The organism is Pseudomonas sp. EYE_354 (genome assembly GCF_023148575.1).
In the GTDB taxonomy this organism is placed as follows: Bacteria; Pseudomonadota; Gammaproteobacteria; order Pseudomonadales; family Pseudomonadaceae; genus Aquipseudomonas.
The window spans coordinates 97517-115206 of the sequence record NZ_JAHXNQ010000020.1 but is presented as its reverse complement, the minus strand read 5'-3'; the positions used below and the strand labels follow the sequence as shown (position 1 = coordinate 115206).

Sequence of the window (17690 nt, the reverse complement as noted above, 5' to 3'; positions counted from 1 at the left end):
GCGACAAGCCACGGTCGCCCAGATAGCCATTGATCACGCCGAGAATACCAGCGGCCAACTCGTGCTTTTCCAGCAGGCGACGGAAGTTGAGGATGGTAGTTTCATCTGGGATCCGCTCCAGGCTCAGCCCGGAAAACTGGCGCAAGATCGTCGTCTCGTACAGCGCTTCTTCCATCGCAGGATCGCTGTAACCGAACCAGTTCTGCATGAGATGAACCCGCAGCATCGCCATCAAAGGATAGGCCGGACGCCCCCCTTCGCCCGTCGGGTAATGAGGTTCGATCAGGGCAATCAAACCCTTCCAGGGTACGACCCGATCCATCTCGATCAGGAACAATTCCTTGCGGGTCTGCTTGCGCTTACCGGCGTAATCGGCATCGGCGAAGGTCATTTGCTTCATTGAAAAGCTCGGCGATTGGTGTCCGGAGATTTTGCCAAATCAGGAAGTCTTTTTCAGGATTTCCTTCTAAGCCTTCTACAGCAGCTCCTTTCTCCTCTAATCAGAACTTATGCCTACCTTAAATTTACACCAAAATGGAAACTCGCCAGAAAACACAAAAAAATCATCAACGTATTGTAAGCCCAGTGCCTCTAAGCGCCGAGTAAGTTCATCCGCCGCCTCTCCTCCAAAACAAGGCCCAAAGGAAACCAAATCAGTACTTATATCAAGTGGCGCATCAAACTCAAGCACAGCTAACAGCCTATCAATATCTATAAATTTAGATAACAACTCTTGCCGGCGAATAACAACCCCATATTCAACAACATTAATAAAACTCATGGTATTACCCCTGGAATTTTTATGCCATCAGGCACATTAATTTTAACGTTATAAATGGGTGAACTCTGATTTGGCTGAAAAATTTGCCCCCACTCCGGTTTTCCACCCTGACTGATAGCCTTTTCTGGAACGGCAAAGTCTATGCGAATAGGACCAGTCCCGCCTGGCTTAGCCGCACCCGGAGTTGTTACGTAAACACGCCCACCAGCTCCAACGCCATTAGGAATAGCCGTCCCTCCATTTTGCATCCACTGGGAAACCTCTTCAGGGGAAACCCAGCGAGATACTGGTGTATATCCAGGGGGCAATGGTCCTTCTGCTGCACCTGGACCACGGGGCGTGATAACTCTGTAATTTGACCCGAGATCACTAATTAGTGGCGCTGGCTGAGGCGAACTAGGAAGTGCTGCTTTTTCACCTGGTGCCGCACCTGTCGACCCCCTCGGAACACCACCACCTCCGAGCACAGCGTAGGCCGCCATGTTAATACCATCCCCTATCGTTTTTTTCAATGCAGCCTCTAGCCACTCACACTTGCCCCCGCAATTGTCGATGACGTCTGCATAAAATTCGGCAACCTGTTCGTACGCCCCCCCGACCATAGCGTCTTGGGTCTTGAGTTTCGTGTAAGCGTTTCTGTCGGTTTCAACCTGCTCGCGCATCTTGGCTACACAAACAGTGTCACCGGCGTCCCAGCAACCTTTCAGCTTGTTGATATTTTCCGCTGACTCCTTAGCGATGTCCTTTCTGACAGTAAGCTCGCAACCTGTCTCACCTTTGCAACCGGCGTATCGGGCAGCGTAGGCATCAGGCCGCCCTTGGTTGAGAAAGTTATTGTCAACGGCGTTTTGAGCCGTACCCGCGCCGGTCACAGCACCCGCAGCACTTCCACCGGTAATCGCACCTGCCAATCCCCCAGCTAGGGTGGACAAAGCCGATACTGTTTGCCGCTCACTCTCTGTCAGATCGGCGGTCTTCTTGTCTGGATAGAGCTGGCGCGCTATTAGCTCTCCAACACTAGCGCCTGCCGCTCCGGCCAGCGCTGAGTTGCCCTGCGCTTGCGCAACCAGCGCCCCTAGCACCGCATGCGCCATCAAGTTGGCTTCGGGATTATCGGCGGTCAGACTGTGGATTTGCTCTGCGAGATAGGGCGCAGCGGCGCCGGTTAGCGCCTGCGCGATATTTCCGCCAGCGAGCCCCTGCAACGCTGCTGTGACTGCTTGCGCCGCACGTTGATAATCGCTGCCCGTACCATACTGCTGCATAACGGTATTGGTGATCTGCGTCGCAATTTGCTCCGCTGTTGGATCGGTGTTACCCCCTGCGATCAAACTGTCTCGTGCAGCTGCGATCGCCGCTGGATCTTTCTGAGCTTTGGCAGCGTTAATGGCACCTTGCGTGCGAATGATATCCATCGACTGGGTACCGATCTCACTGATCAGCCTTACCTGTTGCAGGCGCTTCTGCTCTTTCTCTTTATCGAAGATTGGGCTGATGCTGTCGTTGGCGTGTTCGACATCGTGGCTAAGAGTCGCCACATCTTGCTGTTGTTTGGCAGGGTCGCGAATATCGAGGGTGCCATTGGAGAGGGCCGATGAGGTCGTACCGCTTGCGCTACCACTATGGTTGTAAGCGATCAAAGTACCGCTGGGCATGTTGCTGGTAAAACCGCCACTGCCGTCGCTGGAACTGCTGACGCTGGCACTTTGCATTTGGCTCTTGTATTCGGCCTCGTTCTTGATATCACTCCAACCGAGAGTGCCTGTACTCAGCCGATTCTTATCGGCCTCTGCGGTACTGGCGATGACGCTTCCATCAAGTTGTGTGTGATTACCCACATCAACCTGATAACCACCTTTACCCGCGTATAACCCGGTCTGCTCCTGCACGCTTTGGTATTTGGAGTCAATCTTGGTTTGGCTGACGCTAAGACTGGCTGAGCCACCTGTGCCGATGATCGCGACACTCACGCCGCCACTCACATCAGTTTGCTTAGACTTATAATTGTCGGTGTCTTGAAGGCTCTGCAGTGTCAGATCGCGACCGACACTGGCAGCGATTTTGTCAGCACTGACCTGTGCGCCCTTAAGGGCAGTGTCTCGCCCGCTGACCAGGTTAGCCTGATGTCCTGCGTCCAGCGTGGTTTCAGTCCATGTGGTGCCGGTACCTTTTTCATTACCAGTGCCTTTATTCGCGTTGGCGAAGATACTCAGGCCACCGCCTTGAGGCCCAACCCCCAAACTAATCCCGATTGCGCCACCGCCACTATTGTTTTTGCCATCCAGCTTTTGGCTATTGGCGGTTGCTTCAAGACGGATATCCCGCTCAGCGGCCAGCGAAATGTCGTTGACTGCTTTGAGGCTACTACCTTGAACATGGATATCTCCGTCTACCCCAGGAGTACCGTTACCGACGGCGACAATGCTGAGATTGTTGCCGCTGGTCAGGCTACTGCCTTGGCTAATCGTTTGTTCTTGGGTCTGTTTTGAACTGGACTTCTGCGCACCGAGGGAGATGCTAATACCGACAAACTGCCCGGCGTTGTCAGCAGTCATTCCACCGTTCTGCTGAGCAGCCTGCCAAGCCTGAACGCCAGTTAACCCTGCTTTGATACCTTGCAAGGCGGATACACGGCTGTCGTCTTCCTGCTTGGCTTGCTTGGCCGTTTGATAAGCGGTATCGACCGCACTGCCGACAGTTCCGGAGAGTGCCAGCGTCAACCCACCGCTTTTGCTTTTAGAGGTTTGCTCGCTCTTGTTGTTATTTTCGGCCGCAATGATGTTGACGTTTTGGCCAATGAGGTTGATGTCCTTGCCTGCAATAACATCAGAACCTTTTATGGTCAGATCTTTACCGGCCTGAATATCGACACTGCCAAGAACGCTGCCGACGGTACTGGCCTTACTACTCTCAGTAGTGCTGCTCGATGTATTTTGAAAGCTAGTCGAACCTATGGTGAAACCTATACCACCAGTCCCCAACAGGCCGGATTTTTTACTCGACGTAGAATGGCTTTCTTCGAAGGTTTCAGTTGCCCCATCGATCACAACGTTGTGCCCAGCAATCAAGCTGGTGGAATTGGTGGAAACTACGTCACTGGCGGTAGCGCCAATGTCCCGACCGGCACGGACGACCACCGTGTCGGCACTGATGGAGGAGCCTTGTTGAGTGATAGAGCTGCTGCTGTCGATGCGTGTCTGCTGGCTGCTGGACAACAAACCGCTGCTGGTCTTGATTTTGCGGTAGTAGCTGTAATCGCTGTTTTGCGCCGCGTTCAGGTCTAGATCGTTTCCTGCGTACAGGTACGCTTCCTTCCCGGCACTTACACGACTGGCACTTACCAACAGATCCTGGCCCGCATTCAAGGCAACGTTGCCTCCAGCAGTCACTGTCGTGGAAACCTGCTGAACGTGATCCTCCTGACTCGTCACCTTCTTGGTCTTACCATACGAATGCTGCTCATCCGCCGCCGAAGCCAGGGTCAGATCACCCACCGCACTCATACTCACATCACGCTTGGCAGCAATCTGACTGGCAATCGCGGTGACATCCCGGCCAGCGCTGACCTTCAAGTCTTGCCCTGCATCGACGGTCGAGCCGTATTGGGTAATGGTCTGGTCCGTATGCAAACCACGCACGCCGCTGGTGACTTGTTCAGCAGATACAACGTTAACGTCACGTCCGGCAACGATCGTGGTGTCCGTGCCGCTTTTGAGCACGCCACCTGTGTTGTTGACGTCTTGCCCAGCCTTGACGGTCAGGCCGTTGGCGGCTTCGATACGGGCGGCGTTATCGACGAAGTCAGTGCGCTCGGTTCGGTAGCCGCTGCTGCTTTCGTGGGTGGTGACGGTGCGTTCGTTGATCACGTCGCGGCCGGCGGTCAGTGAGACGTCGCGCCCGGCGATGACACCGCCCGCCTTGTTGATCAGATTATTGCTGGCCAGCAGGTCGAGCCGATTGCCCGCTTCGACCAGACCACTATTCACCAAGTCGTTGCCGGCCGTGGCGGAAAGGTTGTTGGAGGCTTTCAATGTGCCGGCGTTGTTCAGGTCCTTACCAGCGATCAGGGTTACGTCACTGCCCTGGATAAGGGCGCCGTTGGCGGCCAGGCGATTGTTGGCGTTGGCCAGGTACAGCACTGGCACCAGCACTTGCTCGCCGTTCACCTCGGCGTTTTCCATCCAGACAATGTCGTGGGTCAGGGCTGCGACTTGCTCGGAGGTCAAGCTGACACCAAGCGACAGGTTGAGCTCCTGTTTGCTGGCGACGGCGTTGTTCATCAGGTACTTGAACATGCCCTCGTCGGAGGTCTGGCCGTCGATGTAACGCTGGCCGGTTCGGGCGACTACGGCTTGCTGAATCAGACTCTGTTCATAGAAACCGTCACCCAAACGCTTGGCGCTTTGGTCCGGGTCGTAACCGAGGTTGGACAGCAGGTAGTCCGAGCTCATGAACTGCTTGAGGTCGGTGAGCACCGGGTTGGTTTCGATCAGGTATTTCTGCGGTTTGGACTGACCGCTGCTGGCGGGCAAGCCCTGGACGCGGTTAACGGTAAACGCCGTGGAACGACCGGGCAGTGCTGAGCTATCCGCGTCAGCGGCCGGCGTGCTGGCATTGATTGCGCTGGCCCCAGCGCTCACGTTTGGCGTCTGACGATCTGTCGCGGTCAGGTCCACGCTGCTGGCCGAAGCCTGAGCGTTGTTGCCCAGCTGAATGCTGCGGGGCTGAACATTGGGCAGTGCTTGCTGACGCTGGTCCGGGCTGACGGCGCCGCTGCCCATGGTCCAGCTCTGCGCACCGGTGGTCACCGGGGTAGTACTGCTTTGAGCGCTCAAACGGAACAGGCCGTTTTGCCCGGTGGGCAGCGCGAAGCCCGGCAGGGACAATGGGTTGACTTGCTGCTGTGAGAGGTTAGGCGGCAATTGCTGGTTGAGGCTGATACGTGTGGAGAACGCACTGCCCGCCGCCCCCGTATCGGTGCGCGGGCCGCTGCCTACATAGGTATAACCAGGGCGTACGGCACCGTTACCGATAGTGTTCTGGGCGTTGACGTTGACCGTGCCGCCGGCTTGGATGATCGCCGCGTAGCTCTGGTCGCCAGAAGCCAGTTTGCGGGTGCTGCCCAACCCCACAAGCTCGGATTCGGTCATGCCAATAAAGTTGGCCATCCCGCCCTGAAGGCCACTCAGGTTAGCGGCGTTGTAGCCGCTGCTTTGATACCAATACTGGTTCGTGAAGGCATTTGCGGCGCTGTACCAGCCGCCCGCGTTGCTGGTTCGCTCGGACAAGAAGATACGGGTGGTTTCAGTTTCACCGGTTTCAACACCGCTGTTGGTCAGGTTGACCAGCGTGGCGCTCAATTTCCCCGCCGTTGCGATGGTGCTGCTCTGGTTCAGCAGGTCACCACCGTTCAGGGTCAGGTCGCCGCCAGCCGTGATGCTTGACGCAGCGCTGGCCGCAGTGACCTCAAGTTTCTCGCGCTGGACGATCTCCCAAACGTGGTTCTGTTTTCCGCTGCAGTCACCTGCGTTGTACCCTTGGATGCAGGTCACTTCTCCGATCCTGGCGGTGTAGATGCCTGCGTTGTTGACGGTGAGCACGTCCCGAGTGTTCTGGATGGTGCTCGCCGAGAGGCTCATGCTGCCGTCGCTCTGAATCGACGCGGAATTATTGAGGATGCTGGTGGCCTGGGCGCCTTGGCCGTCACGGTCAATCGTGAGGTTGCCCAAGCTGTAGATGTTGGCGTAATTGTTGTTCAGCGCGTTGACCCGCAGGCCCATGTTGCCGCCACTGAAGATCAGCCCGCGATCGTTGGCCAGTGAGCCGGTGGTTACGGTCAGCGCTTGAGCACTGCCCAGCGTGCCCTGGTTGTTGATACCCGCTGCGTTGACGGTCAGGTTAGTCGCCGAGGTCAGGCGACCGACGTTACTCAGTTGACCTCCGACTGACACCGTCGTGTCCCCGCCGCCGGCGATGCTCGAAGCAGAGTTCAGGCTCACTTGCCCGGCACTCAGTCCGAGTGTCCCAAGGCTGCTGAGCCGGCCATTGCCTGAGTACGTGCCACCGAGGTTCAGGCTCAGCGCACCGTCACTGGCGATGAGTCCGTCGTTGGTCCAATTGCCACCGCTACCGACGAGACTGGTGGACGCCAACAGTTGGCCACTGGCGGTCTGGCTGAAATTCTTGACGTTGACGTTCAGGCGCGCGGCCTGGATGACGTTGCTGTTGCTCCAGCTGTCGGCGTTAAGCGTCAGGCCGCCGCGAGTGACGATCGAGCCGCCGGCGCCCGTGACGTTGGCGGTAGAGATGTCGAACGTGCCGTCGCCCACATGCAGCAAGCTGCCGCCAGCATTGAGAAAGCCACCTGCCGCCAGGCTCAGGTTGGTGTTCGCGCTTTCCAGCGTGCCGTTGCGGTTGTCAAACAGCCCGCCTATCTGGAAGTCGGTTTTGCCGCTGCCGCCCAGGGCGCGCAGTTGGCCTGTCTGGTTATCGAGGCTCGCGGCCTTGATTGCCAGGGTGCTGTCGCTTTCGATGATGCCCAGCCGGTTGTTCAGTGCGCCACTGAGGTTGAGGTCGATCTGCTGACCGGCAATCTGGCCATCGTTGTCGCCGCTGTTGTCAAAGTTGCTGCCGGTGACGTTGATCTTGCCTTTGGCGTACAGGCCGCCGTTACGGTTGTCGAAATTGCCGGTGGTGATGATCGCATCACCACTTTGCGCCGACACTCGCCCGCCGTAGTTATCGATGCTACCCAAAGCGGTCAGGTTCAAGCGCTGTGCCTGGGTCAAGCCGCCTTGACGGTTGTTGTTCAGGTCATAGCCGTTTTTCAGCGCACCGGTCAGGTGCGTGTTGAACGCGGCTTGCAGGCTGGAAAGCACGCCGCCGCGGTTGTCGAGGTTGTTGGCGTTGATCGACAGGTCACCGGCCTTGGCGATAATCCGGCCGCTCTGGTTGTCGATATCGCCGCCCGTGACGACGGTCAACGCGCCCTGGCTTTGCAAGGTACCTTTGGCGTTGGCGAGGTTGGCCGCCTGGATATTCAAGTCGCCTGTCTGGCTGTAGATCAAGCCGTCAGCACTGTTCTGCAGGGCGCCCGATGTGGTGATCGTCAGCAGATCGTTGGCCGCGACGGTGCCCCGATTACGATTGTCCAGGCCGCCGGTGAGCAGCGTCATCAAGCCTTGGCTGACGAGTTGGCCGCCCTGGTTATAGATTTGCGTCGAACGCTGAACCCGCAACGGGCCAACGCCGGCCAGTTTGCCATTGGTGTTGGTCAGCACGCCCAACAAGTCGAGGGTCACCGCCGCGTTGCCGACCAGGTTGCCACCGGTGTTATCCAGCGTGGTACCGGTGAAGCCAAGGCCCTGATGGGCGTTGACGGTGCCGCCGGCATTCCCCAGCGTCATCGCCTGAATCACCAGCGCCGAACCGCTGTCGATCAGCCCGCCTTGGGTATTGTTCAGCAGGCCGCCGACGGTCAGGGTCTGGTCGCCGCCACTGGAGACCACGCCGCCGTTGCTATTATCCAGGCTCGCCGCGTTGAGATTGAGGTTTTTGCGGCTGACGATTGCGCCTTCACCGCTATTGAGTACCGCACCACTGACGGCGACGGAAACATCGCCGTCGCGACTCGACAGCGTACCTTTGTTGCGGTTATCAAGACCGTTGCTGGTCAGGTTCAGGCCCTGCCAGCCGGACAGCAAGCCACCGAGGTTTTGCACGGCGTCGGCATTCACTGTCAGTACGTTGTTGCTGATCAGTTTCCCAGCGGTGTTGTCGATCGCCCGCGCATTCAGACCGAGGCTTTGAGTGCTGGAGATTTCACCGTTGCGGTTACTCAGGTCGCGTAAGTGCTGAATGCTCAAAACGCCTGCGGTGTTGATCAGGCCGCCGCTGTTGTCCAGGTCTGCCGTGGCCGCTCCAAAATCGATGGCAATTGCGCTGCCCAACAGTGAGCCATTCTGATTATTGAGGCGGCGACTGTTGATGGTCAGACCGCTGGTGGCGTTGATCAGGCCGTTATTCTGGTTATTCAGCACTCCGTCGAGGTTCAGGTCCAGATTGGCACGGCTGGTCAGCGTGCCGCCGCTGTTGTCCAGGCTGGCCGCTTTGACATCGAGTGCCGCGGCCGCTATCAGGCCTTTGAGGTTGGTCAGCGCCTGATCAACACGCAGGGTTACGCCCTGATTACTCAACAGCTTGCCATTACTGTTGTCCAGGCTGCGAGCCGTCACGTTGAAAGCTTGGGCGCTGGAGATTTCACCGCCATCGTTGTTGATGTCGGTGAGATTTTTGAGCATCAGCAACGGCGCGCTGATCAACCCGTTCTGGTTGTTCAGTTGGCCCTGGTTCATGTCCAGCGTCAGGGCGGTGTTGCTGAACAGTTGACCGCCATGTTGATCCAGGCCAGTGACGCTGGCGGTCAGGGCGCCGGAGCTGGCGATTCGACCGCTGTCCTGGTTGGTCAGTTGAGAGGTTGTCAGGTCCAGCGTGTCGCCACTGTTCAGCCGCCCGTTGTGGCTGTTATCCAGCACCCCTGTGTTCACGCGCACGGCGCCTTTGCCGCTGATGCTGCCTTTGTTGCTGTTATCGAGGCTGGCACTATTGAGCACGAGGCCGGCGTCGGTAACGATCTCACCGCCTTGGTTGAGTACGACGCCCGTAGTGGTCAACGTCAGCGGCCCCGCAGCAGACAGGCTGCCGAGGGTGTTGGTCAGGCTGGATGAGGTGACGTCCAGCCTACCTTCGGCACTCAGCAGACCTTGGCTGTTGGTCAGATAGCCGGAGATTCCGGCCTTGAGATTTTTCTGGCTCAACAGCAAACCACCGCTGTTGTCGAGGTCCTGTCCAATCAGCGTCAGGTCAGTCTTGCCCGACAGCAAGCCTTTGACGCGGTTGATGACATGATCGACTGTCAGTGCCAGCGCGCCCTGCGCAACGACCTGACCGCCATCGCTGTTGTCCAAGCGATTACCCACCAGGCTAACGTCGGATGCGCTCGACAACTCGCCCCCACGGTTATCGACGGAGCCGACGTTCGAGTTCAGTGCGTTGTTTGCCTCGACCAGGCCACCCTTGCGGTTGTCGAGGCTGGTACCGGTCAGCGTCAGGCCACCGGTTGCAATCAACTGCCCGCCCTGGTTATTGAAGTTTGCGACGCTGGTCGTGACATCGGCTTTACCGGCGATCTGGCCACGGAGGTTGTCCACGCTGTCGGCGCTGACCTGCACATTGCCGTCGGCGATCAGGGTGCCATCCTGGTTGACGACCTGACCGTCTACCGTTATCCCGAGGGTGCCGCGGCTGCTGATCAGACCGCCAGTGTTGTCCAGACCGGCGCTGTGCAGGTCCAGGGTCTGAGCGGAAATCAGTCCCTTGACGCTGGTCAGCAACTGTTCGATGCGCAGCGTCAGGCCCTGATTGCTGATCAACTTGCCGTTGTTGTTGTCGAGGTTGCGTGCGTTCAGTGCGAATGCCTGGGCACTGGAGATTTCACCACCCTGGTTGTTGATGTCCTTGAGGTTTTTCAGCATCAGCAACGGTGCGTTGATCAGGCCGCTCTGGTTGTTCAACTGACCCTGATTCAGGTCCAGACTCAGGGAGGTTTTGCTGAACAGTTGACCGCCCTGCTGATCGAAACCGGTGACACTGGCGGTCAATGCTTTATCGCTGGCGATTCGGCTGGCAACACCGTTGCTCACCTGAGTCGCGCTCAGGTCCAGGGTATCGCCGCTGATCAGTTGACCACCCTGGGTATTGTCGAATGCACGGGTCGTTACAACGGTCGCGTTCTTGCCGCTGATCGAACCTTTTTGGCTGTTGTCGAGGCTGGCGCTGTTGAGAGTCAGGGTGCTGTCTGTACTGATAGAACCGCCCTGATTCTTCAGCACGCCCGTGGTGGCCAATGCCAGTGCTCCGGCACTCGACAGGCTGCCGCCAGTGCTATCAAGACTGCCTGCATTGACCGTCAGAGTCCCTTCACTGCTGATCAGACCAGCGACGTTGCTCAGGGCGTTGTCGAGGCGAATATCCAGACCTTGCTGAGTCACAAGGTTGCCACCGCTGTTGTCCAGGCTCTGCCCAATAACCGTCATCACGCCTTTGCTGAACAGCTGGCCTTTGGTCTGGTTAATGATCTGTGCCACGCGCAGGGCCAGATCGGTACCGGCGAGGATCTTGCCGCTATCACTGTTGCTCAGTTGTGAGCCTTGCAGGCTGACATCGACGGCGCTGGAGATTTCCCCGCCACGGTTGTCCACCGTATCGACGTTGAGTTTCAGTGTATTTGTGGAGCCGACCAGACCGCCGCCACTGTTATCCAATACCTTACCGTTCAGGGTCAACGCGCCCTGAGCGACCAGTTCGCCGCCCTGGTTGGTGAACTGCGCAACGTTAGCGATCAGATCGGTTTGACTGGCGATGCGACCGCCGCTGTTATCAGTGCTCGTGACCTCCAGACGCAACGGACCTGTGGCGCTGAGCAAGCCACCACGGTTATCCAGATGCGTACCGTTGAAGTCGATGGCTGCCTGGCTGTTGAGCAGGCCTTGCTGACGGTTATCGAGTTGCCCGACATTCAGTTGCAGGTCATGGGTGGCGCGTACTTTACCGGCGCGGTTGTCCAGTGAATCGCTGCGCAGGGTCAGGCGATCCTTACCGCTCAGGCTGCCATTACGGTTGTCGAGGCTGCCAGTCTGAAGATCGACTACGCCTTTGGTGCTCAGGTCGCCGCTCTGGTTATCGAACAGGCCAGTGACGCGTGCGGTCAGACTGCCATCGCTGATAAGGCTGCCGTTATGGCTGTTGTCCAGACTGGCGGCAGTGATACTGACGTTCTTGCCGGAGCCCAGCACACCGTTCTGGTTATTCAGGGCGCCTATCAAACCAATGTTCAGTGCAACGTCCCCGGTCACCTGACCATCGCTGTTATCCAGCGAGGAGGCATTCACCGTAGTATTGCCGGCGCTGGAAAGCTCGCCATTGTGGTTGTTCAACTGCCCAAGATTGGCGGTCAGGTTGCCTTGGCTGGTGATGACGCCCTGTGTGTTGAACACCTGATTAGCAGCGAGATTCAGCGTACCGTTCCCCAACACCCGACCGTTGTTCTGATTGTCCAGAGTCCTGGCGTTGAGGGTGGTGGTTTGTCCGCTGAGCGTGCCACCCTGGTTGGTCAGGGTCTGAGTTGCGTTAGCAACCAGGTCACGACTGGCGATGATGTTCTTGCCAGTGTTGTTGACGCTCTGTGCACTGATGCTGACATCGCCCGTGGCATTACGAGTGTTATCGGCATTGACCCCGCCTTCGATGATGCCGTTGTTGGTCAACTGGCCGCCGCTGGTGAGGGTGATGCGGTCCTTGGCGACAAGGTTGTTCTGACTGGTCAGGTCACCTTGGGTTTTCACATCCAGGGTGGTGCCGGCGTAGACCGGCCCCTTGGCTTCCAGGCTGTCAGCCGTGACGTTGACTGCACCGGTGGCCGCAGTATCGACGACGCTCAGGTGCCCATTGGCATCAAGCTGAATGTCACCCGCACTAGCAGCCATCTTGCCATCGAGTTTCACCCCGACACCGGCTTCGCTGCTGACCAGCTTGATCGCCCCGGCATACATCCCACCCAGGGCCGAGGAGTCAATGGCCAGTTGCGGCTTGGTCGCAGGATCGGCGGCGCGGGTGGTGGCTTTTAGGGTCTTGGCATCGACGTCGTTGGCACCAGCAATGATCGTCAGGTTCTTCGCCTGGATCTCGGCATTGAGCTTGGCCGAGCGGGCGATGATTTCGAAGCTGTCGATGTTGTTGGCATTCAGGCCGGCGCCTTCGATGGACACGCTACCTTGATCGACTTGATAGCGGCTGACCTGGCCGTTTTCGATGACCGCCTTGCCAGTGGTGAGTGTTGCTTGGGGCGTGTTGATAAAGCCGCAACCGTTGCAACTGACGCCATACGGGTTGGCCACGATCACATGGGCCGACAGCCCCGCCACTTCGGTGTAGCCACGCAGTTGGCTGGGGCTGCCGCCGTTAACTTCGTTGAGGATGACGTTGGCGGCGCTGCCGCGAAAATTCGGGTTGCCGACGATGATGCCGCCGAGCTGAGTCGACTGGGTACGGTCGGTGGCGTTATTGAGGATGACGCCGTTGGCGCCGACGTTGTAATCACTGAACTGGTTATGCGACAGCCCGCTGCCATTGGGCGCGGCGATGTTGACGATCGGTACGCCATTGCCCGCCTGGCCCAGCGTCGTACCCGGTGCGCTGACCACAATCCCATCCGCCTGGGCCAGCAACGGCTGCCAGAACATAGCGTTGGCCAACACCAACGCTAAGCCACGCTTGGGCAAGCCCAGAAAGTTGGAACGACTTTTCAAGGCCGCAGAAGGTTGGCGCGCGAGGAAAGCGAACTGGCGAACGTCCATGTGATGTCTCGATGCCCAAGGGGCGGTCAAAATTTAAAGGGAGAAATCCAGGCGAAAATAGACCGGCGCTTCACGTTCAGTGATCGGCCCCGGGCGTTCCAAAGAGTGTGCAAAGGTCACCGTGGCGGCGACGTTCTGGCTGCGTGCAAACAGCTCCAGCGAATTGCTGGTCATGCGCCCGTGCTGTTCGGCGTTGTAGCGGCCATGGCTGATCACGCCCTGGTCGTAGCCGAGGCTGGTGCCGTACTCGCTGAACGCCGGCTGGATCCAGGCCCAGGTCACCGGGCGGCTCCAGCGCAGGTCGTTGCGCCAGTAGCCGCCACTGTCGCCGGCCAGGCTTTGATCCTTGTAGCCACGAATCGACGATTGCCCGCCCAGGCTCATGCGTTGCGGGCTGAACAGCACGTCTTCGCTGCGCTGGCCGGTCATCAGGCTGCTGAAACTGAACGACTCGCCCCACAGCTTGAACGGGTACAGGTAGCTCAGGGTCGCGGTGTATTTGCGGTAGCGCGCATCGGCCTGGCCGGGCCGTGGGTTGTGGTTGGCCTGGGCGTCGAACGCGCCGATGCCGTCCTGCATGCCCAGGTCGATGTTGAGGAACGAACCGCCAATGCGTCGGCCATGGTTGATGCCAAACTGGGCTTCGCTGAGGCGGTTGCTGCTCAGGGCGAGTTTGCTGTCTTCGATAAAATTGTTGGTACGCAGGTAGGCCACACCGGTGCTGAGGGAGGTTTTGCTCAGGGCGTCGCGGTGGATCACCCGCTCCAGGCGCAACTGGTGGTTTTGGCTGTCGCCGGACTGCTTGAAGTTGAAGCCGCTGGCCTGGGCCAGAGAGCGATATTCGGTTTCGCTGTAGCTGTAATTGAGGTTCCACCAGCCAAATGGCAGGCTGTAATTGAGCATCGAATTGCGCGAGGTTTTCTGGTGATCGCTGAGCGCATCGTGGCCGCCGCGCAGCGACAATTGATCGGCCAAGCCCAGCGGGTTATCCCAGTCCAGGCTGGCGCCCCACTGCTGTTCGCCAGTGCTGCGTTGGCCGCCGTTGTGACGAGACAGGCCGACGCGCCAAGGCTTTTGCGGGGTGTTCTTGACCAGCACGTCGCTGCCGCCGACGGCCTTGCCCGGCGCCAATTCCATCTGCGCCTGGTTCGATGGCAGGCGGTTCAGTTGATCGACCATCTGCTCGATCTCGCGCAGGTTGAGCAGGTCGCCCGGTTTGCCTGGGAAGCTCATGAACAGTTGGCGGTCGGTGATGCCGCTGCCTTCGGCGCCCTTCATTCCTTCCAGTCGGCCCTCGACCACTTGCACCTTGAGGTTACCGCTGGAGAGATCCTGTTGCGGCAGGTAGGCGCGGCTGGTGACGAGCCCTTTCTCAAGGTAGCGGTCGGTGATGACCTTGAGCAGCTCATTTAGCTGCGGCACACCGAGGCATTGGCCGATATAGGGCTTGAGCAGGCTGGAGCGCTCGCCTTCAGACAGCGCGTCGGCACCGGTGAGTTCGATGGTTTTGATAGGGAAGCAACGGGTGTCGGCGGGCGCTGTCGGCTTTGCAGGAGGGGCGGCCTTGCCGGGCAGGTCCTTGAGTTCTTCGAGGCGCCGTTGTTGCTCTTCGAGCAGGCGGTCCTGACGATCACGGATCAGGTCGGTGACGCCCGGCGTGTTCTGCGGGGTGGCACCTTGAGCCGTCCCAGCTAATCCCAGGCAAAAAAAAGCGGACAGCAGGCTGAGCCTGGCCCGAGGTACCGAACGCCACATTTCCAGATCCCTCCGCATGGCGTTATGCCATCAACTGGCGGCGATCCTATGGTGGCAATTTAATGGCGCCAATTAAATTGTAAGTAATTATTCCGATCTAGAGACAGAAGAAAATCGGCTTTTCAGGTCATGTCCTTTGATATCAATTGCTTAACCAAAAAATAACCCGCGCCTCCATTACTCGAATCGCAAAAAAATACCCCCGAGCCTTGCGGCACGGGGGTATCGGAGGCGGCTGCCAGGATTAGAACTGGTACTTGAGCCCCACCATTATGTTGCGCGGATCACCGCTGTAATAGCTGTTGTACAGACCATAGCCCGAGTAGTACTGACGATCGAAGATGTTGTTGAAGTTGAGCGAGGCACTCAGGTGCTTGTCGATGTCGTAGCGTGCCAGCAGGCCCACCACGGCGTAGCTGCCTTCCTTGGCCTGTGCTTCCAGAGAGCTGTCGACGTAGTACGTCTTGCCCTGCCAATTGAGATTACCGCCAACCGTCAGGTCTTTGAGCGCACCGTCGAGCTTGTAGGTGCTGGCCAGTTTGAACTGACGCTCCGGGCGTTGGGTGTCGAGACGTTGATGCTGCTCATCCCGCGGCCGGGAATAGGTAAAGCCAGCGAGCACTTGCCAGCCCGGCAACACTTCGCCGGACGCCTGCAGTTCGAAACCGGTGGTGGTGTTGGTCACGCCTTCATAGGCGTCAAGGCCCTGGTCGGTGCTGCCAACGTACTGCGCGTAGTTGTCCTGTTTGGTCTTGAACACCGCGACGCTGGTGTTCAGCGCGCCACCGTAGAACTCGGACTTGAGACCGGCCTCGTAGTTTTTCCCGGCCATCGGTTCCAAGACCTTGCCGCTCATGTCGATGTTGCTTTGCGGTTCAAAAATGTCGGTGTAGCTGACGTACACGGAATGCTGTTCGGTCAGGTCGTAGACCACGCCGGCGTAAGGAATGACCTTACCGGTTTTCTTCGCGTCATCGTGGTCCGGGTTTGCCGGGTCCGAGTTGTAGCCCAGCTCGCCTTCACGCTTGTAGTTGACCACGCGGCTGCCGAGGATCACCGACAGATCGTCGGTAGGCTTGAGGCGTACGGCGCCAAACGCACCGACTTCCTTGATGTGGTAATCCTGGGTGGTCCAGGTGGCGTAGGACGTAGGCTTGGGCGGGTTGTTGCCCCAGCTGTCGAAGTCCACGCTCAGGCGCGAGGAGTTCAGGTCAGCGTTTTCCGAGAAGTAATCCGAGCGACGGTCACTGACGTTGAGCCCCAGGATCAGGTCGTGGGAGCGACCGAACAGGGAAAACGGCCCGGTGGCATAGGCATCGACCGAATCGGTGTTGATGACGTAGGTCTTGTGGCTGCGGAACAACTGGGCCTGGCGCGTCGTTCGGTCGGGGTAAGGGCCCCAGCCGATGATGTTGCCCTGCAGTTGTTCGGTGTCGCCTTTCCAGTGGCTGGCTTCGACACGCAGCATCCAGTCATTGTCAAACTGATGCTCGACACCACCAAAGTACTTGGTGCTTTCACTGTCGCCGTAGGCCCATTTGGCCGCCGGGCTTTTGGAACGGGAGAAGTCGGTACGCGTACCGTCGGAGTAGAACAGCGGCAACTGGCCGAAGCTCGAACCGTTGGAGTTGATCTTCTGATAGTCGATACCACCGTAAATCATGGTGTTGTCGCTGATATCCGCCTCACCCATGGCGTAGAACACGTTCTTTTTCGACGAGTAGTAATCGATGAACGAGTTGGCATCGTCGTACGCCGCGACCACGCGACCGCGCAACGCGCCGTTTTCCGTGAGCGGCCCGGACAAGTCCATCTCGGTGCGATAACGGTCCCAGGTGCCGCCGTTGGCGGAAAGGTAGCCCTGGAACTCTTTGGTCGGACGCTTGCGCACCAGGTTGACCACACCGGCCGGGCTGCCGACGCCGCTCATCAAACCGGTGGCGCCGCGTACGACCTCGACCCGGTCGTAAATCGCCATGTCCCGCACACCCAGGCCATTGGTGTTGGTGGTGAAGTCCGAGGTGGGTACGCCGTCATACTGGAAGTTATTGAGCGCAAAGCCACGGGAGTAGAAGTTGAAACGTTCACTGTCATCGTGCATCACCGCCACGCCCGGGGTTTGCTGCAGCACATCGGAAATGGTGCCCAGGCCCTGGTCAGTCATCTGCTGGCGGGTGATCACGGTGACCGACTGAGGCGTTTCACGCAGGCTCAGTGGCAACTTGGTGGCGGTGGTGGCCGCGCCGGTGGTGTAGGAACCGGTGTTTTCGGTGGTCTGGCCCATCGCCAGGCCGCCAATTTTCACAGCATCGAGTTGAAGCGCGCCGTCTTCCGGTGGCCCGCTGAGCAATACCGTGTTGTCCTCAATTCGATAGGAAATGCCCGTGCCGCGCAGCAGTTGTTGCAGCGCCGACGACACATCCAGATCGCCGCGCAGGGCGACCGACCGCTTGCCTTGGACCAGATCCGGCGAATACAGGATCTGACGACCGGATTGCTGGCCCAGCTCACGCAATGCCCCTTCCAGTGACTGGGCGGAAATGTTCAGTTCTGCCGCCGCCAGGGAGCCGGAGAGCCCCAGGGACAGGCCGAAAACTGCCGCAGTGAAGGTGGAACGCCCCATGATTGCATCGAAAGACCGCCGCAGTGCGGTGGTGGTGTGTCGTTCAGCAGACATTTATATGCCCTTATGAGTGAGGTTGGTCAGTAACACCTATCACGAATGAGAATGCTACTTGTTT

At 58.5% G+C, this 17690-nt stretch carries 5 protein-coding genes; all 5 read right to left on the bottom strand.

Going from position 1 to position 17690, the window contains the following annotated elements; genetic code table 11:
• Positions 1-400 (bottom strand): transposase (locus KZX66_RS23440; protein ID WP_248083622.1); only part of this gene is annotated, 400 nt, incomplete at its 3' end.
• Between the two features lie 96 nt (positions 401-496).
• Positions 497-781, bottom strand: a complete 285-nt coding sequence (locus tag KZX66_RS23435; RefSeq protein ID WP_248083621.1) for a hypothetical protein — start codon at positions 779-781, stop codon at positions 497-499.
• Positions 778-13194, bottom strand: a complete 12417-nt coding sequence (locus tag KZX66_RS23430; RefSeq protein WP_248083620.1) for a hemagglutinin repeat-containing protein — start codon at positions 13192-13194, stop codon at positions 778-780. Before KZX66_RS23430 ends, KZX66_RS23435 begins: the two co-directional genes overlap by 4 nt.
• A 33-nt stretch (positions 13195-13227) precedes the next feature.
• Complete coding sequence (locus KZX66_RS23425) at positions 13228-14949, bottom strand: ShlB/FhaC/HecB family hemolysin secretion/activation protein (RefSeq protein ID WP_248083619.1); 1722 nt, start codon at positions 14947-14949, stop codon at positions 13228-13230.
• A 244-nt stretch (positions 14950-15193) separates the two neighbouring features.
• Positions 15194-17626: a TonB-dependent siderophore receptor gene (locus KZX66_RS23420; RefSeq protein WP_248083618.1), complete on the bottom strand. Its 2433-nt coding sequence runs from the start codon at positions 17624-17626 to the stop codon at positions 15194-15196.
• Positions 17627-17690: the final 64 nt, after the last annotated feature.

What these genes read in the sequence shown, in the direction of transcription:
- KZX66_RS23425 (WP_248083619.1), bottom strand. Translation starts at nt 14,949, where the DNA reads ATGTGGCGTTCGGTACCTCGGGCCAGGCTCAGCCTGCTGTCCGCTTTT.
- KZX66_RS23420 (WP_248083618.1), bottom strand. Translation starts at nt 17,626, where the DNA reads ATGTCTGCTGAACGACACACCACCACCGCACTGCGGCGGTCTTTCGAT.
- KZX66_RS23430 (WP_248083620.1), bottom strand. Translation starts at nt 13,194, where the DNA reads ATGGACGTTCGCCAGTTCGCTTTCCTCGCGCGCCAACCTTCTGCGGCC.
- KZX66_RS23435 (WP_248083621.1), bottom strand. Translation starts at nt 781, where the DNA reads ATGAGTTTTATTAATGTTGTTGAATATGGGGTTGTTATTCGCCGGCAA.